A 21324-nucleotide genomic window follows, 5' to 3' on the forward strand; every position below is an offset into this window, starting at 1 on the left:
GACCCGCGAATGCAAATTCCTCACCATCGTCGGATACGGCAATCTCGCGCGCAAAGCAAAAGGCCGGGATCGCTCCCGGCCTCGTTGTCGCGTGGTGGCCGGGACGCGCCCGGCCCCGGTGTTGCGGCTTAGTTCGCCGAGGCGCGCTTCGGCGGCGAAGCCGGCCACGACTTGATCAGCGTGTCGTAGTCGACGGTCTCGCCCTTCGGCTTCTCGTTGGCGAGCTTGCGCTGCGGCGCGATGTTGCCATCCTTCTCCGACTTGGCGAACCAGTACTCCCTGGACTCCTTCTTGTTGAGCTTCGGACCGCAGGCGCCCTGCACGCCCGACTTCTCCAGACGCTCCATCACCGAGTCCTGAGCGGCTGCGAGCGCGTCCATCGCCTGCTGCGGCGTCTTCGCACCGGACGACGCATCGCCGATGTTCTGCCACCAGAGCTGTGCGAGCTTCGGATAGTCAGGCACGTTGTTGCCGGTCGGGGTCCACTGCACGCGCGCGGGCGAGCGGTAGAACTCGATCAGGCCGCCGAGCTTCGGCGCACGCTCGGTGAACGACTTGTCCCAGATGTCGGATTCACGAATGAAGGTGAGACCCACATGGCTCTTCTTCAAGCTGACCGTCTTGGAGACGATGAACTGCAGATAGAGCCAGGCCGCCTTGCGGCGATCGACCGGGGTCGACTTCAGAAGCGTGGCCGAACCGACGTCCTGGTAGCCAAGCTTCATGCCGTCCTTCCAGTACGCGCCGTGCGGCGACGGGGCCATACGCCACTTCGGCGTACCGTCCGCGTTCATCACCGCCAGGCCCGGCTTCACCATGTCGGCGGTGAAGGCGGTGTACCAGAAGATCTGCTGCGCGATGTTGCCCTGCGAGGGCACCGGGCCCGACTCGGAGAAGGTCATGCCCTGCGCCTGCGGCGGAGCATACTTCTTCATCCAGTCGAGATACTTGACGATCGAATAGACCGCCGCCGGGCCGTTGACGTCACCGCCGCGCTCGACCGACGAGCCGACCGGACGGCAGCCTTCCATGCGGATGCCCCATTCGTCGACCGGCAGGCCGTTCGGGAGACCCTTGTCGCCGTTGCCGGCCATCGACAGCCAGGCGTCGGTGAAGCGCCAGCCGAGCGACGGGTCCTTCTTGCCATAGTCCATATGGCCGTAGACCTTGACGCCGTTGATCTCCTTGACGTCGTTGGTGAAGAAGTCGGCGATATCCTCATAGGCTGACCAGTTCACGGGCACGCCAAGCTCGTAGCCATACTTGGCCTTGAACTTGGCCTTGTATTCCGGGTTGGTGAACCAGTCGTAGCGGAACCAGTACAGGTTCGCGAACTGCTGGTCCGGCAGCTGGTAGAGATGACCGTTCGGCGCCGTCGTGAACGACTTGCCGATGAAGTCGTCAACGTCGAGCATCGGGTCGGTGACGTCCTTGCCGTCCTTCGCCATCCAGTCCGTCAGGTCGACCGCCTGGCCGTAGCGGAAGTGGGTGCCGATGAAGTCGGAGTCGTTGATCCAGCCGTCATAGACGTTCTTGCCGGACTGCATCTGGGTCTGGATCTTCTCGACGACGTCACCTTCCTGGATGATGTCGTGCTTGACCTTGATGCCGGTGATCTCCTCGAAAGCCTTTGCAAGCTTCTCGGATTCATATTGATGCACGGTCAGGGTTTCAGAGACGACGTGGATCTCCATCCCCTTGAAGGGTTCAGCGGCCTTGATGAACCACTTCATCTCCTTCATCTGGTCTTCCTTCGAGAGGGTCGACGGCTGGAATTCGCTGTCGATCCACTTCTTCGCGGCGGCCTCGTCCGCGCGCGCCGGCGCGGCGATAGCCACCGATGCCGCGACCAGCGCGAGCGCGCTCGTCATGGCCAGAAGACTATCCTTGGTCCTTCTCACGTGTCGCATGTTGATTCCTCCGGTTGCAGCGACAAACTAAGTACCCCAGGCCCGGGTAGACCCCGGATCTGCTCTTTTTCGCCTTCTTCAGACGGTGCGAAAGATCACCACGGCTGAAATGAGCGAAATCAGTGTAGCGAGCCACAGGCTCGTAATATCCACGCCCTCCCCGATCGGGAGTGTCGTGATCGGGTCGGTGCCGACGAAGCCGATCCACACCAGGTGGATCACCGCGGCGAGCACCAATGAAATGAACAAACGATCGCCGCGCGTCGTTGGAATGCGCAGCACCCCGACGCGCTCGGCTTCGGGATAGGCAATAGCGAGCCAGGTCATCACCCCCAGCGTGCAGGCAAGCAGCACGAAGAAGATCGCGGTGGGCCAGGTCCAGGCCATCCATGCGATGCTGTCCATGCCTCACCTCCCTCCACACGACGCGTTGCGCTCGCTCTCCCATGGGGAGAGGGCTGGGGTGAGGGAGTACGGTGTCCCGGACGAACAAGACCCCTCACCCGGATTTGCCGCTCCGCGCCAAATCCGACCTCTCCCCTTGGGAGAGGTAAGACCGACATCGATGCTGCATCCCAATGTTCTCACGATGATCCTCATACCCGGCCGAGCGCGAAGCCGCGCGCGATGTAGTTGCGGACGAACCAGATCACGAGCGCGCCCGGGATGATGGTGAGCACGCCGGCCGCCGCGAGCAGGCCCCAGTCCATGCCGGCGGCCGACACCGTGCGCGTCATCACGGCAGAAATCGGCTTTGCATCGACCGAGGTCAGCGTGCGCGCGAGCAGCAGTTCGACCCAGGAGAACATGAAGCAGAAGAAGGCAGCGACGCCGATGCCGCTCGCGATCAGCGGCACCAGGATCTTGATGAAGAAGCGCGGGAACGAATAGCCGTCGAGGAACGCGGTCTCGTCGATCTCGCGCGGCACGCCGGAGACGAAGCCCTCGAGGATCCACACCGCCAGCGGAACGTTGAAGATGCAGTGCGCGAGCGCCACCGCCCACGGCGTATCGAACAGGCCGATCGCCGAATAGAGGTTGAAGAACGGCAGCGCGTAGACCGCGGCCGGCGCCATGCGGTTGGACAGCAGCCAGAAGAACAGATGCTTGTCGCCGAGGAAGCGGTAGCGCGAGAACGCATACGCCGCCGGCAGAGCCACTGCGATCGAGATGATCGTATTGATGATGACGTATTTCAGCGAGTTGATGTAGCCGGAATACCAGCTTTCGTCGGTGAAGATGCGCCTGTAGTGCTGCAAGGTCGGCGCATGCGGCCACAGCGTCATAGTCGAGACGATCTCGCTGTTGGTCTTGAAGCTCATGTTGACGAGCCAGTAGATCGGCAACAGCAGGAAGACCAGGAACAGCGCCATGATGAGGCGACGGCCGGGGATCGAGTGCATCACGCCACTCCTTCCTTGGCCGGGCGCTCGGCGCCGGCATTGGTCATCACGGTGTAAAACACCCAGCACACGATCAGGATGATCAGGTTGTAGACCAGCGACAGCGCCGCGGCCTTGCCGAGGTCGAACTGGCCGAGCGCGATCTTGACGAGCTCGATCGAGATGAAGGTCGTGGAGTTGCCCGGACCGCCGCCGGTGACGACGAACGGCTCGGTGTAGATCATGAAGCTGTCCATGAAGCGCAGCAGCACGGCGATCAGAAGCACGCGGTGCATCTTCGGCAGCTGGATCGCCTTGAACACCGCCCAGCGCGAGGCGCCGTCGATCTGCGCCGCCTGGTAATAGGCGTCGGGGATCGACTTCAGGCCGGCATAGCACAAGAGCGCAACGAGGCTGGTCCAGTGCCAGACATCCATCACGATCACCGTGACCCAGGCGTCGACCTCATTGGAGACGTAGTTGTAGTTGAGCCCCAGGGTGTTCAGCACATAGCCGAGCAGGCCGATATCGGGGCGGCCGAAGATCTGCCAGATCGTGCCGACCACGTTCCACGGAATCAGAAGCGGCAGCGCCAGGATGACGAGGCAGGCGGCGACGCTCCAGCCCTCGCGCGGCATCGACAGCGCGACCAAGATGCCGAGCGGCACCTCGATCGCAAGAATAACGGCCGAGAAGAACAGATTGCGCCCGAGCGAGGCCAGGAAGCGGCCGCCGAGGTCGGTCGACGGATCGAGCAGCTCCTTGAACCAGCCGACGCCGTTCCAGAAGAACTGGTTGTTGCCGAACGTGTCCTGCATCGAATAGTTCACGACGGTCATCAGCGGGATGATCGCGGAGAACGCGACCACCAGGAACACTGGCAGCACCAGGAACCAGGCTTTCTGGTTGACGGTCTTGTCCATCAGGCGACCCCCTCGACCAAATGGCTGTCGGCATAGACGTGGATATGCGCCGGATCGAAGATCAAACCGGCAGTGCTGCCGGAAACCGAGAACCCCGGCGGCACGCGCGCGGCGAACTTGGTGTCGCCGACGCGGACGCGCGCGAACCGGATACGGCCGAGGTCGTCGATCCGCTCGATCGTCGCCGACAGCAGGCCCGACGCTGGTGCGCCGATATCGACGAATTCGGGCCGCACGCCGACCTCGATCTTCTTGCCGGCCGGCAGGACGCCGTAATTGCGGTGCAGGCCAATGATGTGGCCGTCGATCCGCGCCTCGTGCCCGCTCACCTCCGCCGGCACGATGTTCATGCCGGGCGAACCGATGAAGTAACCGACGAAGGTGTGCGCCGGCTTGTCGAACAGCTCGGCCGGCGTGCCGCTCTGCACCACGCGGCCGTCATGCATCACGACGACGGTGTCGGCGAAGGTCAGCGCCTCGGTCTGGTCGTGGGTGACGTAGATCATCGTGAGATCGAGCTCGCGATGCAGCGCCTTCAGCTTGGAGCGGAGCTGCCATTTCAGCTCGGGATCGATCACCGTCAGCGGCTCGTCGAACAGCACGGCGGCGACGTCGGAGCGCACCAGGCCGCGGCCGAGCGAGATCTTCTGCTTGGCGTCGGCGGTCAGCCGCGTCGCCTTGCGCTTGAGGTAAGGGCTGAGGTCGAGCAGGTCGGCGATCTGCTTGACGCGCGCATTGACGTCGGCCTTCGCCACTCCGCGGTTCTTCAGCGGGAAGGCCAGGTTCTGGCCGACCGTCATGGTGTCGTAGATCACCGGGAACTGGAACACCTGTGCGATGTTGCGCTTCTGCGTCGACAGCGGCGTGATGTCCTTGCCGTCGAACAGGATCTGTCCGCGCGACGGGGTCACGATGCCGGAGATCAGGTTGAGCAGCGTGGTCTTGCCGCAGCCGGAGGGCCCGAGCAGCGCATAGGCGCCGCCCTGCCGCCAGGTCATGGTCACCGGCTTCAGCGCAAAGGATTCCTGCGGCGCGTCGTTGCCGCCGTAGGAGTGCGCGAGGTCGACGAGGTCAATGCGGGCCATCGGGCATCTCCCTCACTTGGTCTTGTTTGTTGACGCGTTTTCTTCACGCGAACCGCCAGGCAGTTCGCTTGAAAACGCTGTCGCAGGTGACGCGACGAGGCGGTCGGCCGCGTCGAACACGAAGATGTTGTCGGGGTCGAGCGCGGCGTCGATCACCTGCCCGGGTTCATATTCGTGCACGCCATGCAGCACCGCGACCCAGTTCGAACTGTGGACGTGGAGATGCACGAAGCTCTCCGAGCCGGTGATCTCGGTCACCGTCACGGCGGCGGAGAATTTGTGGCGACCGGCGGCGGCGCTGCCGACCTCGAGCTGGTGCGCCCGGAAGCCGATCCGATAGCGACCGTCAGGTACATTGGCGTAGAGGCCAGCCGCCGGCGCCTGCTCGCCGCCGGCATAGATCACCTGCCCGCCCTTCTTCTCGATTGCGATGATGTTGAGCGGCGGATCGGAGAACACCTGGGCGACGCGCAGCGTGTCGGGATGGCGGTAGACCTTCGGCGTCGCGCCGGCCTGCAGCGCCTGGCCTTCCCACATGCACACGGTGTCGCCGCCGAGCAGCAGTGCCTCCGATGGTTCGGTCGTCGCATAGACGAAGATCGCGCCCGAGGCCTCGAAGATGCGCGGCAGCTCGGCGCGCAGCTCTTCGCGCAGCTTGTAGTCGAGATTGGCGAGCGGCTCATCGAGCAGCACAAGGTCGGCGCCCTTGACCAGCGCCCGCGCGATCGCGGTGCGCTGCTGCTGGCCGCCGGAGAGCTGCAGCGGCGTGCGCTTCAGATAGGGCTCGAGCCGCAGCAGCTGTGCGGCCTCGGCGACGCGCTTCTCGATCTCGGCGCGCGGCTTGCCCTGCACCCGCAGGGGCGAAGCGATATTCTCGTACACCGTCAACGAGGGGTAGTTGATGAACTGCTGGTAGACCATCGCCACCGAACGCTGGCGCACGTCGGCGCCGGTAACGTCCTTGCCGTCGACCAGCACGCGGCCCGTGGTCGGCTTGTCGAGGCCGGCGAGCAGCCGCATGATCGAGGTCTTGCCTGACAGGGTCGGCCCGAGCAGCACGCTGAGCGTGCCGCGCTCCAGCGTCAGCGAGACATCGCGGATGGTCGGAAGGCCATCCACGGTCCGCGTGACGTTCTGCAGTGTGACGCTCATGACCGTCCTCCCGCTTCACGGAGAGGACGTTCACCTGAGACGCGGTTGGCGGCCATCCACTCGTCGAGCGCGGCGATTTCACTCGCCGTCATCCGCAAGCCCAGCTTGGATCGCCGCCAGACGACGTCTTCCGCGGTCTGAGCCCATTCGTTCGCCATCAGGTACCTGACTTCGCTTTCCGTCAAGGTGGCGCCGAACGAACGGCCGAGATCATCAGCAGATTTCGCATTGCCCAGCAGCTTGGCCGCGCGCGTGCCGTAGGCATGCGCAAGCCGGCTGGCGTGCGGCTGGGCGAGGAAGGGGTGGTTGCGGATCAGTTCGGCCGTCAGCGCCGCGACCGCGGAGACATCCATGTCGCCGCCGGGCAGCGGCGCCTTGCCGGTCCAGCCCTCGCGCGCCTTGCTGCCGCGCAGATAGGGCGCCAGCCGCTCCAGCGCCTCCTCGGACAGGCGGCGATAGGTTGTGATCTTGCCACCATAGATCGACAGCAACGGCGCGCCGCCGGGCGTGTCGAGCTCGAACACATAGTCGCGGGTTGCGGCCTTGGCCTCGCTCGCGCCGTCGTCATAGAGCGGACGCACGCCGGAATAATCCCAGACGACGTCCTCGGGCTTGACCGGCTTGGCGAGATATTCGCTGGCGGAAGCGCAGAGATACTCGATCTCTTCCCGTGTCGCCTTCACCTTGGCCGGATCGCCGTCATAGTCGCGATCAGTGGTGCCGATCAGCGTGAAGTCGCCCTGATAGGGGATGACGAAGATGATACGGCCGTCGGCGTTCTGGAAGATGTAGGCGCGGTCGTGGTCGTAGAGCTTCCTCACCACGATGTGCGAACCCTGCACCAGCCGCACCTTGGCGCGCGCATTGACGCCGGCGCCCGATGCCAGCACCTGCTCGACCCAGGGACCGCCGGCGTTGACCACGACGCGGGCGTTGATCGTCTCGCGCCCGCCGCTCGCGCGGTCCTCGACCGTGACGTGCCAGATGCCGTCGACTTGCCTGATCTCGACCGCGCGGGTCCGGGTGCGGATGTCGGCGCCGCGATCGGCAGCATCGCGCGCGGTCAGCGCAACCAGCCGCGCGTCGTCGACGAAGCAGTCGGAATATTCAAAGCCCTTGGTGTAGCGACCGGCGATCAACGGCTTGCCGACCACGTTGGTCGTGAGATCGAGCGAGCGCGTTGCCGGCAGCAGGTGCCGGCCGCCGATATGGTCGTAGAGGAAGAGGCCGAGCCGCAGCAGCCAGGCCGGGCGCAGGCCGGCATGGTGGGGCAACACGAAACGCAAGGGGCGGATGATATGGGGCGCGATCTGCCAGAGGATTTCGCGCTCGATCAGCGCCTCGCGCACCAAACGAAACTCGTAATACTCGAGATAGCGCAGTCCGCCGTGGATCAGCTTGGTCGACCAGGACGACGTCCCGCTCGCCAAGTCGTTCATTTCACAAAGGAAAACAGAGTTGCCCCGGCCCGCCGCATCGCGCGCGATGCCGCAGCCATTAACGCCGCCTCCGATGATGGCGAGGTCGTAAATTCGATCCAACGAACGCTTCCCCCAGAAACCGTCTTCGCTTTGACGGTTTTACTTTCGGATTGGATTAAATCACAAGCAAAAACGAAAGCAAACTGAAAATGGGGAACTTTGGCCGGGGATTTTTCGCGGGGCGGGATCGAGACGTTTTCAGGTGGTTGGGCTGAGAACCCGCGGCGTGCCTGCTTGGCCGACATCCTGGGAGGCTGCGAACGGATACCCCGCGAGGTGACATGGTGGACGGTGTGCGCAGCTCCATCCCCGTCATTGCAGGTGCTGCGCGAAGCAATCCATCGCCCAGCGCATGCGGAAGCATGGATTGCCTCCACCTTCGCCGAGGCTTCGGCGGACAAGTCGTCGCTTCAGCGCAAAATTGCTTTGCAATTTTGTCGCGAGCGCCTCGCAATGACGTGGATAGGGAAATACGAGGGACTACGCGCTGCGCAGCGTGACCGGCGCGGTCTCGGAGCCGTTGTCGTCGAGATCGACGGCTGGCTTGTCCATCGCCACGACAACCTCGATGCCGCGCGAATGGCAGATGTTGGCGAGGCCAGCGGGCAGCGGCGAATCGGTGACGAAGGTCTGGATCTGGCTGATATGGGCAATGCGCACCGGCGCGCTGCGGCGGAGCTTGGTCGCGTCCGACACCAGCATGACGTTGCGCGCATTGGCGATGATCGCCTGCGCGACCTGCACCTCGCGATAGTCGAAATCGAGCAGCGCGCCCTCCTCGTCGATCGCGGATGCGCCGATGATGGCGTAGTCGACCTTGAACTGGCCGATCAGTTGCGTCGCCGTCGAGCCGACCACGGCGCCGTCGGCACGGCGCACGGTGCCGCCCGCCACCACCACCTCGATCCGCGGATGGCGGTAGAGCAGCATCGCGACGTTGAGGTTGTTGGTGATGACTAGGAGATCCTCGTGCGAGGTCAGCGCGCTCGCGACCTCCTCCGTCGTGGTGCCGATATTGATGAACAGCGAGCAGCCGTTCGGGATCCGCGCGGCCGCAGCGGCGCCGATCGCCTTCTTCTCCTCGGCGGCGACGAAGCGGCGGGCCTCATAGGCCAGATTTTCCACGCCGGAGGCGATGATCGCGCCGCCATGGATGCGGGTCAGCGAGCGCTGGTCGCAGAGATCGTTGAGGTCCTTGCGGATGGTCTGCGCCGACACCTCGAACCGCTTGGCAAGGTCCTCCACCATCACCCGGCCGAAGGCGCGTGCGATGTTGAGGATTTCAGTCTGACGATGGGAGAGTCCGGCCACGGCGGCACCCTTGAAATGGCGAGTTCCCCCATGGTGCGACCGTTCTGCACGGAGGTCAACGAGCAAGCGCCGCCAAACGTCAAACGCCGCGACGACGGCGCGCCGGCGCTTTCGGTGCGAGAATGCCTCGCCACGCCATGGCCGACGCGACCAGCCTGATCAGTTCGGGATCGTCGAAGGCCCGGGCGCTGGCGATTGCGCCGGCTGCGACCAGATCGGCGTGGCAGGCTATTGCAGCGCGCGCAAAGCACGCGCCGCCAGCGGCCTCTTCACGAGGCCATCTGCAGATCCTGGCCGGTGACGAGGCGGCGCGCCGCACGCTCAGCCTCGCGTGCGTTGCGGAAGATCCGGCCTTCAAGGGCCTCGAAGCGGGGCGACGCTGCAAAGAACTGGAATCCGCGCGCATCGCGCACCACGATACCCGCGGTCTGTGAACTTACTTCGATAACGTAGCTGTCGGACATTGTAGGCCTCGGTTGGACTCCGAGGCCTACAACGGCGTCGATGCCCGTTTGTTCCTCAGCCATTTCGCAGGCGGCGATGCGCCGCGGCATGGGGCTCGACTCTGAATTGATCAGAACCTGGCTTGGTTTTGACACGTTTTCTTGAGGCGCGCCGACATCTGATTCGCGCGATGACGCCCTACGTCTTGATCGTCGCGCCATCGCGCTGGATCGGCTGCGGATGGCCCTGGTCATCGATCGAGACGTAGGTGAAGTTGCCGTCGGTCACCAGGATCGACTGCTGATCGCGGCGGCGCAGCACCCAGGCTTCCAGATGCACGGTGACCGAGGTGCGGCCGACCCGCACCAGATTGGCGTGGACCGAGACGAGGTCGCCGACATAGACGGGCTTGCGGAAATTCATCGCCTCGATCGCGACGGTCACGGTGCGGGACTTCGCCACCTTGGAGGCGAACACGCCGCCGCCGAGGTCCATCTGGCTGAGCAGCCAGCCGCCGAAGATGTCGCCATTGGCGTTGGTGTCGGCCGGCATCGCCAGCGCGCGGATGCAGAGATCGCCCTGCGGCTCGTTCCCGGAAATCGGCGGCGCGTGGATATGGGTGTCGGTCACTTGAAGTTCTCCCAGCCGGCATCGGGCGCGAAACGGTCGCCGAATTTCTGCGTGAGCGCGCGCAGCGCGGACACCACATTGTCGACGCCGCGGGTGCGCGCATAGTTGAGCGGGCCGCCGCGGAACGGCGCATAGCCGGTGCCGAAGATCATCGCGCCGTCGACCATGTCGGCATCGTCGACAATGCCTTCGCGCAAGGCCGCGACGCAGACGTTCGAGATCGGCAGCACCAGGCGGTCGATCATCTCGTCCGTCACGCGGGGTCCGGTCTCCGGCAGCGGCGTCTTCTCCGCCTTGCTGTCCTTCCAGGTGTAGAAGCCCTTGCCGGTCTTGCGGCCGAGTTCGCCGCGCGTGACCTTCTCGCGCAGCCAGGCCGGCGTCGGCGGCAGATGGTCACCGAATTTCGAGCGCAGCATGTCGCCGACGTCGAGGCAGATGTCGAGGCCGACCTGGTCGGCGAGCTCGATCGGTCCCATCGGCATGCCGAACTCCACTGCGGCCGCATCGATCAGGCGCTGGTCGGTCTTCTCGTCCAGCATCACCATCGCCTCCAGCATGTAGGGCGTCAGCGCGCGGTTGACCAGGAAGCCGGGCGAACTCTTCACCGGCAGCGGCAGGCGATCGATGGCGCCGACGAAGGCGAGCGCCTCCTTCAGCAGGGTCGCATCGGTGCCGTCATGGCTGACCACCTCGACGAGTTGCAGCCGCGACACCGGATTGAAGAAATGCAGACCGAGCAGCCGCTCCGGCCTTGCCAGCGTGGTGCGCAGATCCTGCAGCGGGATGCTGGAGGTGTTGGTGGCGAGGATCGCGCCTTGCTTCATCCTCGGCTCGAGGCCGGCATAGACCTTCTGCTTCAGCTCGAGCTTTTCCGGCACCGCCTCGATGATCAGGTCGGCGTTGCGGACACCCTCGCCGTCCATGTCCGGAATCAGGCGATCCAGCGCGTCGCGCTGGTCGATCCGCCTGCGCATGATCTTGCCGAACAGATCGGCGGCGCGCTTGATCGCGCCCGCGATCGGCTCGGCCTTCATGTCGGCCAGCGTCGTCCGCATGTCCTGATTGGCGCACCAGGCCGCGATGTCGCCGCCCATCGCGCCGGCGCCGATAATGTGGACGTGCCGAACCTTGTTGCCGCCGCCTGCCGCCTTCTTCATCTGCTCGCGCAGGAAGAACACCCGGATCAGGTTCTGCGCGGTCGGCGTCACCATCAGATTGGCGAACGACGTCTTTTCCGCGTTCAGCATCGCCGCGCGGTTGCCGGCATGCTTCTCCCAGAGATCGATCAGCGCATAGGGCGCGGGATAGTGTGCGCGCGGCGCGGCCTTCCCGGCCTCACTGCGCATGCGGCTCGCGAGGAAGCCACGCACGGGCACGAGGTTGAGCAGCAAATTCAACATCCCCGGCCTGGCGCGCTTCAGGCGGCCGAACACTGCGTCCTTCACGGCGTTGCGGACGTGACGCTCCTGCGTGACGGCGTCGACCAGGCCGAGCGCTTTGGCGCGCCGCGCGTCGATCGTCTTGCCGGTCAGCATCAGCGTCATCGCCTGCATCGGATTGATCAGCTCGGTGAAGCGCACGGTGCCGCCGAGGCCGGGATGCAGGCCGAGCAGCACCTCGGGAAAGCCGAAGCGCGCATCGTCGATCGCGATCCGCATCTGGCAGGCCAGCGCGACCTCGAGCCCGCCGCCGAGGCAGAAGCCGTGGATCACCGCAACCGACGGCACGCGCAGCGCTTCCAGCCGGTCGATCACCGCATGCGCCCGGCCGATCTCGGTCTCGACCGCGCGCGGATCGCTGACGCCGCGGAATTCGTTGACATCGGCGCCGGCGATGAAGCCGCTCCGCTTCGGCGAACGGATCACGAGGCCGGCCGGCCGCTGGCTCTCCAGCGCCGACACGATCGCGTTGAGTTCGTCGATCATGTCGGCTGAGATCGTGTTGGCGCTGGCGCCGGCACGATCGAACAGCAGCCACGCGATGCCGTCCTCGTCGCGCGTCAGCTTGAAATTCCGGTAGGGGCTGTCGGCCGCAGCCGTCGGCCCGAGCTCGAGCACGCGATCGGCGAGGACGTCCATGATCTCAGAATCCATGATCACACCGTCTCTATCAACATCGCGCCGCCCTGCCCGCCGCCGATGCATTCGGTGGCGACGCCACGCCTGGTGCCGAGCCGCTTCATCGCATTGACGAGATGCAGCACGATACGGTTGCCGCTGGTACCGACGGGATGGCCAAGGCTGATCGCGCCACCGTCGACATTGAGCCTGGCGCGGTCGATCTCGCCGGCCGCGCCGTCGAGGCCAAGGATCTCGCGGCAGAACCTGTCGTCGTTCCAGGCGGCGAGGCAGCCGAGCACCTGCGTGGCAAAGGCCTCGTTCAATTCCCAGGTCTCGACATCCTGCAGTGTCAACCCGTTGCGCTTCAAAAGCGCGCTCGCCGACAGCACCGGGCCCAGCCCCATGATCGAGGGATCGAGCGCCGACCATTGGCTGTCGAGGATGACGGCCTTCGGCGTCAGCCCGTGTTTTGCAACGGCAGTTTCCGAGGCGAGGATCACCCACGAGGCGCCATCGGTGATCTGCGAGGAATTGCCGGCGGTGACCTGGCCCCAGGGACGCTCGAACACCGGCTTCAGCTTTGCCAGCGTCTCCGGCGTCGAGTCCGGGCGAACACCGTCGTCATGATCGTAGAACTTGCCCTCGCGGGAGAACGCGGTCTCGACCTCGCCCTTGAGAAAACCCTGCTTCTGTGCGTTCGCGAGCCGCTGGTGGCTTTCGGCGGCATAGGCGTCGGATTGCGCGCGGGTAATGCCGAAGAGATGGCCGACCTTCTCGGCGGTCTGCCCCATGTTGAGCTCGGTGATCGGATCGGTGAGCCCGCGCTCCAGCCCGATGATCGGCTTGAAATAGCTCGGCTTCACCTTCAGCGCGGCAGCGATCTTGGCGCCCATGCCCTTGGCGCCGGCAAGCCCTGCGAACCAGCGCACGCCGGCATTGGGCCAGACCAGCGGCGCGTGGCTCAGCGCCTCGGCGCCGCCCGCAAGGATCAGGTCGGAAATCCCCTCGCGGATGTAGCGGTAGCCGGTATCGATCGACTGCATGCCGGAGCCGCAATTGATCTGCATCGTGAAGGCGACCATCTTCTCGCCCATGCCAAGCCTGAGCGCGGCGACACGCGCCGGGTTCATCTCGTCCGCGATCACGTTGACGCAGCCGAGGATCACCTGGTCGAAGGCAGTGGGTGCGAAGGGCTGACGCGCCAGCAACGGCCGCCCGCATTGCACGGCGAGATCGACCGGGGTGAATGGGCCGGGACCCGAGCGCGCCTTCAGGAACGGCGTCCGGCTGCCGTCGACGATAAAGACTGGTCGCGCCATCAGCCCGCCGCCCTCTGCTCACCCAGTTCCTGGAAGAACTGATGCACATTGGCGGATTTCTTGTAAATCGGGGACAGTGCTTCCGGCGCAAAATCATCGACCTCGATGACCTTGGCAACAGCCTCGTGGGCGGCGGCGAGCTTTTCGCCGTCGCTTTGGGTGATGACGCCCTTGGCGACCGCGTCCTTCCAGTCATGCAGGCGCGCCGCGCGCAGCTGCCTGGCCGCATCCTCGGCCTCGGCCACCAGGCGGAAGGCCTTCTCAAGCCGCGCGACGCCGCGATCATCCTCGACGAAGGCGAGATCCGGCGTCAGGCGGTCGCGCGCCGCCGACGGCGACAGCATGAGCTGCGCGCATTGCTGCACGACGCAGTCCGACGGACCCGTGACGCGCGCGCCAAAGGGCTGGATCAGGAATTTCAGGACCCAGCCGACGACACGGTTCGGCAGGTTGGCGAAGATTTCCGCAAAGCGGTTCTCGATGGTCTTGAAGCCGGTCGCCATGCACCATTCAAGCGCGGGAAGATCCTCGCTCTGCCGGCCCTCGTCCTGCCAGCGCTTCAGCGCGGCAGAGAGCAAGTACAGCTCGGACAGGATGTCGCCGAAGCGGGCGGAGAGCATCTCCTTGCGCTTCAGCGCGCCGCCGAGCGTGAGCAGCGCCATGTCAGCGCACAATGCGAACGCCGACGAATAGCGCGAGAGCTGGCGATAGAACTCGGTCGCCTCCCCGGCATCCGGGGCCGGTGCGAACAGGCCGCCGGTCCAGCTCCGGCCCCAGGCCCGGAACATGGTCGCAAAGCTGTGGCCGACATGATTCCAGAACGCGGTGTCGAAGGCGGTCAGGCCCTTGTCGCGGTCGGGTTCGCTGAGCGCGTTCATCTCCTGCAGCAGATAGGGATGCGCGCGGATCGCGCCCTGCCCGAACACGATCAGGTTGCGGGTGAGGATATTGGCGCCCTCGACCGTGATGCCGACCGGCACCGAACGGTAGAGCTGGCCGAGATAGTTCTGCGGTCCGTCGATCACAGCCTTGCCGCCATGGATGTCCATCGCGTCGTCGATCGCGGTCCGCATCCGCTCGGTGGCATGCAACTTCATGATGCCGGAGATGACGGCCGGATGATGCCCCTCGTTCAGCGCAGCACAAGTCAGCCGCCGCGCGGCGTCGAGCAGATAGGAGGTCGCCGCGATGCGGGCGAGCGGCTCCTCGATGCCCTCGAATTTCGAGATCGAGATGCCGAACTGCTCGCGGATGCGGGCATAGGCGCCGCTGGTGCGCGCGGCATAGGCGGCGCCGGCCGCCGACAGCGACGGCAGCGAGATGCCGCGGCCGGCGGCAAGCGCCGTCATCAGCATCTTCCAGCCCTGGCCCAGCCGTGCCTCGCCGCCGATGATGTAATCGAGCGGGATGAAGACATCGCGTCCCCAGTTCGGGCCGTTCTGGAACACCTGCATCGCCGGCAGATGGCGGTGGCCGATCGAGACACCCGGCAGATGCGTCGGGATCAATGCAACGGTGATGCCGAGCTCCTCCTCACTTCCGACCAGATGATCGGGGTCATAGGCCTTGAAGGCGAGCCCGAGCAGCGTGGCGACGGGCCCGAGCGTGATGTAGCGCTTGCGCCAGTTGAGCTTCAGCCCGAGCACTTCGCGGCCCTCGAAATTGCCCTTGCAGATGATGCCGGTGTCGATCATCGAGGCGGCGTCCGAGCCCGCTTCGGGGCTCGTCAGGCCGAAGCAGGGAATGTCGTGGCCGGAGGCCAGCCGCGGCAGCCATTTTTCCTGTTGCTCCCTGGTGCCGAAGCGCATCAAAAGTTCGCCGGGCCCGAGCGAGTTCGGCACCATCACGGTGACGGCTGCGGTCAGCGAGCGCGACGAGACTTTGCGCACCACCTCGGAATGCGCGTAAGGCGAGAAGCCGAGGCCGCCGAATTCCTTCGGGATGATCATGCCGAAGAATTTGTTGCGCTTGATGAAGTCCCAGACCTCGGGCGGCAGATCGCGCCATTCCCAGTTGATCTTCCACTCGTCGAGCATCGCGCAGAGCTCGTCGACCGGACCATGAAGGAAGGCTTTCTCCTCGTCGGTCAGTTGGGCCGGCGCGAAGGCAAGCAGCTTCGACCAGTCGGGATTGCCCGTGAACAGATCGGCGTCCCACCAGACGTCGCCGGCTTCCAGCGCCTCGCGCTCGGTATCCGACATCGTCGGCAGCACGCCACGCGCCCAGGAGAAGATCGGCTTGGTGATGGTGTCGCGGCGGAAGCTCATGGCGGAATCCTCATGAATCGGCGGCGCGGATGGGACGATCCTAGCGGAAAGTGCCGGTCACGGGTGAATACTTCCCCCTTCAAATAAGGCGAAATTGACGCGGCAAGCGCGCCGATTGTTAACGGCAAGCGGTGCCGCCAGTTCCGAAAGCTGAGGTGCGACAATCGGGTAGCCGGGGATGGCGCCGGCGGATCACGCAAACCGGCCAGGGCATGAAGAGACGGGATTGAAGGGCTGTGGCGGCAGCGAAGGATCACCTCTCCCTCGCGGAGAGGTGGACCGAATTCGCAGCCGGACCGAATTCAATCCAATTCATCGCCCTCACGCCGGCCCTGTGCCCCCTGCGTGGCGGTATAAACCGCATAGAGCGACTGACTTGCAGCCACTTGCAGCCATGAACAGGCGGTTGCGCTTGGGGCCGCCGAAGGTGATGTTGCCGCAGATCTCCGGCAGGCGGATGCGGCCAAGCAGCTTGCCCTCCGGCGACCAGACCGTCGCGCCGTTATAGCCGACGGCGCGACCGGCATTGCTCGAGCACCAGACATTGCCGTTGACGTCGCAGCGGATGCCGTCCGGTCCGCACTTCACCCCATCGATCATGAAATCGCTGAAGCGCTTGCCGTTGGAGAGCTTGTTATCGGCGCCGACATCGAACACGGTGTAGAGACGCTTGATCGAGGTGTTGGGCTGCGCGAGGCTGTTGAAGGACGGATCGACGGCAATGACGTCGGGGTCCCAGAAATAGGTGGTCGGCGCGCCCCGCGGGCTGAAATCGCGCGGCGCGGACAGAATCAATCCGGCCGGATCATCTCGAACATGTTTTCGGGCTTGATCTCGAAATAGTCGCCGCGCCGTCCGGCGCGAACTATCGGATGCGCGAGCCCGGTCTGGTAGACGCCGTCCTTGATGAAGGCCTTGTCGATATAAACGGCGACGACCTCGCCGAGCGTCAGCCAGGCTTCGGCCTTCTTGCCGTCGGCGCCCTGGAGCTGGACGATCTGGCTCACCTTGCATTCGAAGGAGACCGGGCTCTCGGCGACGCGCGGCACGTTGACGAGCTTGCCGGGCACGGGAGTGAGCCCCGCGAGCTTGAATTCGTCGACATCGCGCGCGACATGCGCCGCGGTCGCGTTCATGTGCTTGGCGAGATCCATGGTGGCCAGATTCCAGACGAACTCGCCGGTGTCCTGGATGTTGGCGACGCTATCCTTCCAGTTGGTGGAGGAGAAGCCGATGACCGGCGGCACGTAGCAGAAGGCGTTGAAGAAGCTGTAGGGCGCGAGGTTGACGCTGCCCTTGGCATCGCGCGAGGAGATCCAGCCGATCGGACGCGGGGCCACGATCGCGTTGAACGGGTCATGCTTGAGGCCGTGGCCGTTCTTCGGCTCGTAGAAGTGCAGGTCTTTCGCGGTCACGCTGGGCGCCCCTCACGTTCGGTAGCCCGGATGGAGCGCAGCGCAATCCGGGACGGTCTCGCAAGCCGATCCAATACCCGGATTACGCTGCGCTCCATCCGGGCTACAACGTCGCTTTGCCTGCAATGACAGAAGAGTCAACTGACGAAAACGTCAGTGCTGACAGCTCAATTCGCCCGGGCGCGCGGCGACAGGCCGGCGATGACGAAATCGATCATCTGGTCGATGGTCGGCCCGGGCTTGGTCGCGCATTGGGCGATCATCTGCGGGTGGAAGAAGCGCATCATCGCGGTGCAGGCGCACAGCGAGGCGACCTGCAGGTCCTTGACCTCGAATTCGCCGGAAGCCGCGCCCTGCGCGATCACCTCGCCGATGATGCGGGCAATCAGCTCCATGTGGGCGACGCAAACTCCCCAGTCCTCTTGCATCGCGATTTCGACCATCTCGTGCAGCTTGGAATCGCCGACATAGCGCTCGGTGTTCATGCGATTGATGGTCGTCATCATCTCGCGCAACCGCGCCGCAGCCGGACCTTCCGTCCGCGCGATGCGCTGGGCCTCGACCTCGACCTCGCCCATCAGGCCGCGGGCCACGCCCTCGTGGATCGCCTTCTTCGAGTCGAAGAAGCGGTACACGTTGGCGGAGCTCATCCGCAGCTCTTTGGCGATGTCGGCCACTGTGGTCTTCTGGTAGCCGAGCTGCCGGAACAAACGCTCCGCCACCACGAGAATCCGCTCGCGGGTGTCCGTTTCGTTGTGTTCCGAGATCAGCGTCATGTTGATCTTCTCAATGTTCAATTATTCAGCCGCCTCAGCAAGCGGAAATGCGCGTTGCGCATCGCCGGCATGCTGCGGCGCAGTATCGGTTTGCGCGCTGGGGCCGCACTCATCCAGAGTCTTGCGGAACCAGAGGGCGTAAAGGCCCGGCAGATACAGCAAGGTCAGGAAAGTCGCAACAAACAATCCGCCCATGATCGTGATCGCCATCGGCCCCCAGAACGCCGAGCGGGACAGCGGGATCATGGCCAGGATGGCCGCAAGCGCGGTCAGCACCACCGGCCGGGCGCGCCGGACGGTTGCTTCCACGATCGCCTCCCGCCGCGTCAGGCCGGAGGTCACATCGCTCTCGATCTGATCGACCAGGATCACCGCGTTGCGCATGATCATGCCCGCCAGCGCGATCAGTCCGAGCAGCGCCACGAAGCCGAACGGCTGGTTGGCGACGTTCAGCCCGAGCGAGGCGCCGACAATGCCGAGCGGCGCGGTCAGGAACACCAGGAACAGGCGCGAGAAGCTCTGCAGCTGGATCATCAGCAGCGTCAGCATCACCATCACCATAACGGGGAAGAGCACGAAGATCGAGGCATTGCCCTTGGCCGACTCCTCGAACGCCCCGCCCGGCTCGATCCGGTAGGCCGGCTCGAGGTGGTCCCGGATGTCCTTCAGCTTCGGCGAGATCTGATTGGTCACGTCGGGCGCCTGCACGCCGTCGACGACGTCGGAGCGCACGGTGATCGCCATGTCGCGGTTGCGCCGCCACAGGATCGGCTCCTCATGCGCATATTCGATCTTGGCAATCTGCTGTAGCGGCACCGCGACGCCGTTGCGCGAGGTGATCGTGAGATCGCCGACATGGCCGAGATCGAGCCGCTCCGACGGCACCGCGCGGGCGACCACGCCGACCTTCTCGATGCCGTCGCGGATCGTGGTGACCGGCGCGCCCGAGATCAGCATCGACAGCGCCTGCGAGACGTCCTGCGGGGTGAGACCAAGCGCGCGGGCGCGATCCTGGTCGACGACCAGCTTCAGGTAGGGCGACTGCTCGTTCCAGTCGAGCTGGACGTCCTTGACGTTCGGATTCTGGCGCATGACGTCGCGCACCTGGTAGGCGATGTCGCGCACCTTGGCGGCGTCGGGCCCGATCACGCGGAACTGGACCGGGAAGCCGACCGGCGGGCCGAAATTGAAGCGGTCGACCCGGACCCGCGCCTCGTTCAGCGCGCCGTCGGCCACCGCCTGCTCGATCTTCGCCTTGATGCGCTCACGCGCCTCGACGTTCTTGGAGAGGATGACGATCTCGGCAAAGGCCTCGTTCGGCAGTTGCGGGTTGAGGCCGAGCCAGAAGCGCGGCGAGCCCTGGCCGACATAGGCCGTATAGGTCTGGATGTCCTTGTCGTCCTTCAGGAGCTTTTCGGCCTCCTTGACCGCCTTCTCGGTGACGTTGAAGGCCGTGCCCTCGGGCAGGCGAAGCTGCAGGAACAGCTCGGGCCGCTCCGACAGCGGGAAGAACTGCTGCTGGACGTGGCCGAACGCGACGATCGAGGCGGCGAAGATGCCGACGGTCGCCGCTACCACCTTGATGCGGTGATCGACGCACCACTGCACCACGCTGCGCAGGCTGCGATAGATCCGCGTCTCGTAGATCGCATGCGGATCGTGGTTCTGATGGACCTTGATGTTCGGCAACAGCTTGACGCCGATATAGGGCGTAAAGATCACCGCGACGAACCAGGAGGCGACCAGCGAGATCGCCACGATCCAGAAGATGCCGCCGGCATATTCGCCGACCGCCGAATTGGCGAAGCCGATCGGCAGGAAGCCTGCGGCCGTGACCAGCGTGCCGGTCAGCATCGGGAACGCGGTGGATTCCCAGGCAAAGGAGGCGGCCTTCATGCGATCCCAGCCCTGCTCCATCTTCACCACCATCATCTCGACGGCGATGATGGCGTCGTCGACCAGGAGGCCGAGCGCGATGATCAGCGCGCCGAGCGTGATGCGGTGCAGGTCGAGCGACATTGCGTTCATCACGATGAAGACGATGCCGAGCACCAGCGGCACCGACAGCGCCACCACGATGCCGGTGCGCCAGCCGAGTGCGACGAAGGAGACGAACAGCACGATCGCGAGCGCCTCGACGAAGGAATGCACGAACTCGCCGACGGCGTGCTCGACCACCTTGGGCTGATCGGCGATCTGCTCGACGTTGATGCCCTGCGGCACCGCCTTCATGAATTCGGCGGTCGCCTGCTCGACGTCCTTGCCGAGCTTGAGGATGTTGGCGCCTTTGGCGGTGACGACGCCGATACCGAGCGCGGGCTTGCCTTCCTGGCGCACGACGAAGCTAGGCGGGTCGACATAGCCGTGGGTGACGGTGGCGATATCGCCGAGCCGGAACACGCGGCCATTGCTCTCGACCGGGGTTTCGGCGACGGCCTTGACGCCGTCGAGCGCACCGGTGACGCGGAGCGGCACGCGCTGCGAGGAGGTCTCGACGGTGCCGGCAGGCGTCACGTTGTTCTGCTTGGCAAGCGAGTCGAACAGCGCCTGCGGCGTGATGCCGAGCGTGGCGAGCTTGGCATGCGAGAACTCGACATAGATGCGCTCGTCCTGGGTACCGTAGAGATCGACCTTTGTGACGCCGGGCACCTTCAGCAGGCGCTGGCGGAACCCCTCGGCGACCTTCTTGAGCTGCGCGTAGTCCGCACCGTCACCGGTCATCATGTAGAGGATGGAATCGACGTCGGAGAATTCGTCGTTGACGACGGGGCCGAGGATGCCGGCCGGTAGCTGGCCCTGCACGTCGACCAGCTTCTTGCGTAGCAGATAGAAGAGATAGGGCACGTCCTTCGGCGGGGTGGAATCGCGGAAGGTGACCTGCATCGCAGTGAAGCCCGGCTTGGAATAGGTCTGGACCTTCTCGAAGAACGGCAGCTCCTGCAGCTTCTTCTCGATGGGATCGGCGACCTGCATCTGCATTTCCTGCGAGGTCGCGCCCGGCCACATCACCGAGACGTTCACCACCTTGACAGTGAAGAACGGATCCTCGGCGCGGCCGAGTTTCTCGTAGGAGAAGTAGCCGGCGGCGGCGAGGACGATCATCAGGAACAGCACCAGCGTCGGATGGCTGACCGCCCACGCCGAAAGGTTGAAGCGCTTCATCGAACTC

17 protein-coding genes and 1 pseudogene are annotated in these 21324 nt (G+C 64.9%); all 18 read right to left on the minus strand.

From position 1 onward, the window contains the following. Window positions 1–128: 128 nt before the first annotated feature. Window positions 129–1871 carry an ABC transporter substrate-binding protein gene (locus MTX23_RS29680; RefSeq protein WP_280978251.1) on the minus strand — a complete coding sequence of 581 codons (1743 nt, stop codon included), beginning with the start codon at window positions 1869–1871 and terminating at the stop codon, window positions 129–131. A gap of 117 nt (window positions 1872–1988) precedes the next feature. Next, window positions 1989–2315: a DUF2160 domain-containing protein gene (locus MTX23_RS29685; RefSeq protein ID WP_280973671.1), complete on the minus strand. Its 327-nt coding sequence runs from the start codon at window positions 2313–2315 to the stop codon at window positions 1989–1991. 191 nt (window positions 2316–2506) lie between these two features. Next, window positions 2507–3313, minus strand: coding sequence for a carbohydrate ABC transporter permease (locus MTX23_RS29690; protein ID WP_280973672.1), 807 nt, complete (start codon window positions 3311–3313; stop codon window positions 2507–2509). After that, complete coding sequence (locus MTX23_RS29695) at window positions 3313–4215, minus strand: sugar ABC transporter permease (protein WP_280973673.1); 903 nt, start codon at window positions 4213–4215, stop codon at window positions 3313–3315. The genes MTX23_RS29690 and MTX23_RS29695 overlap by 1 nt, the downstream gene beginning before the upstream one ends. Further along, window positions 4215–5300 carry an ABC transporter ATP-binding protein gene (locus MTX23_RS29700; RefSeq protein ID WP_280973674.1) on the minus strand — a complete coding sequence of 362 codons (1086 nt, stop codon included), beginning with the start codon at window positions 5298–5300 and terminating at the stop codon, window positions 4215–4217. Before MTX23_RS29700 ends, MTX23_RS29695 begins: the two co-directional genes overlap by 1 nt. A gap of 12 nt (window positions 5301–5312) precedes the next feature. Next, a complete protein-coding gene (locus MTX23_RS29705; RefSeq protein ID WP_280973675.1) occupies window positions 5313–6452 on the minus strand; it encodes an ABC transporter ATP-binding protein in 1140 nt (379 codons plus the stop codon). Continuing rightward, window positions 6449–7993, minus strand: a complete 1545-nt coding sequence (gene glpD, locus MTX23_RS29710) for a glycerol-3-phosphate dehydrogenase (protein ID WP_280973676.1) — start codon at window positions 7991–7993, stop codon at window positions 6449–6451. Before glpD ends, MTX23_RS29705 begins: the two co-directional genes overlap by 4 nt. Beyond that, window positions 7888–8178 carry a hypothetical protein gene (locus tag MTX23_RS29715; RefSeq protein WP_280978363.1) on the minus strand — a complete coding sequence of 97 codons (291 nt, stop codon included), beginning with the start codon at window positions 8176–8178 and terminating at the stop codon, window positions 7888–7890. Before MTX23_RS29715 ends, glpD begins: the two co-directional genes overlap by 106 nt. A gap of 235 nt (window positions 8179–8413) precedes the next feature. After that, on the minus strand, window positions 8414–9244 hold the full coding sequence (locus MTX23_RS29720; RefSeq protein WP_280973677.1) for a DeoR/GlpR family DNA-binding transcription regulator: 831 nt from the start codon (window positions 9242–9244) through the stop codon (window positions 8414–8416). A 269-nt stretch (window positions 9245–9513) separates the two neighbouring features. Then, complete coding sequence (locus tag MTX23_RS29725) at window positions 9514–9708, minus strand: hypothetical protein (protein ID WP_280973678.1); 195 nt, start codon at window positions 9706–9708, stop codon at window positions 9514–9516. Window positions 9709–9886: 178 nt separating this feature from the next. Beyond that, the gene (locus MTX23_RS29730; protein ID WP_280973679.1) at window positions 9887–10318 is read right to left on the minus strand and encodes an acyl-CoA thioesterase; all 432 of its coding nucleotides are present in this window, start codon (window positions 10316–10318) and stop codon (window positions 9887–9889) included. Continuing rightward, entirely contained in the window at window positions 10315–12411 is a 2097-nt protein-coding gene (locus tag MTX23_RS29735) for a 3-hydroxyacyl-CoA dehydrogenase NAD-binding domain-containing protein (protein ID WP_280973680.1), read from the minus strand. Before MTX23_RS29735 ends, MTX23_RS29730 begins: the two co-directional genes overlap by 4 nt. 2 nt (window positions 12412–12413) lie before the next feature. Then, the gene (locus MTX23_RS29740) at window positions 12414–13697 is read right to left on the minus strand and encodes an acetyl-CoA C-acetyltransferase (protein ID WP_280973681.1); all 1284 of its coding nucleotides are present in this window, start codon (window positions 13695–13697) and stop codon (window positions 12414–12416) included. Beyond that, window positions 13697–15964, minus strand: coding sequence for an acyl-CoA dehydrogenase (locus MTX23_RS29745; RefSeq protein WP_280973682.1), 2268 nt, complete (start codon window positions 15962–15964; stop codon window positions 13697–13699). Before MTX23_RS29745 ends, MTX23_RS29740 begins: the two co-directional genes overlap by 1 nt. Window positions 15965–16266: 302 nt before the next feature. Then, a pseudogene (locus MTX23_RS29750) lies at window positions 16267–16621 on the minus strand (SMP-30/gluconolactonase/LRE family protein); the annotation flags it as partial. Between the two features lie 134 nt (window positions 16622–16755). Beyond that, window positions 16756–17379 (minus strand): flavin reductase family protein, encoded by a 624-nt coding sequence (locus tag MTX23_RS29755; protein ID WP_280973683.1) that lies wholly within the window; start codon window positions 17377–17379, stop codon window positions 16756–16758. Between the two features lie 167 nt (window positions 17380–17546). Continuing rightward, complete coding sequence (locus MTX23_RS29760) at window positions 17547–18155, minus strand: TetR/AcrR family transcriptional regulator (RefSeq protein ID WP_280978252.1); 609 nt, start codon at window positions 18153–18155, stop codon at window positions 17547–17549. A gap of 21 nt (window positions 18156–18176) precedes the next feature. After that, the gene (locus MTX23_RS29765; RefSeq protein WP_280973684.1) at window positions 18177–21317 is read right to left on the minus strand and encodes an efflux RND transporter permease subunit; all 3141 of its coding nucleotides are present in this window, start codon (window positions 21315–21317) and stop codon (window positions 18177–18179) included. Window positions 21318–21324: the final 7 nt, after the last annotated feature.

The organism is Bradyrhizobium sp. ISRA436 (genome assembly GCF_029910015.1).
Taxonomy (GTDB): Bacteria; Pseudomonadota; Alphaproteobacteria; order Rhizobiales; family Xanthobacteraceae; genus Bradyrhizobium.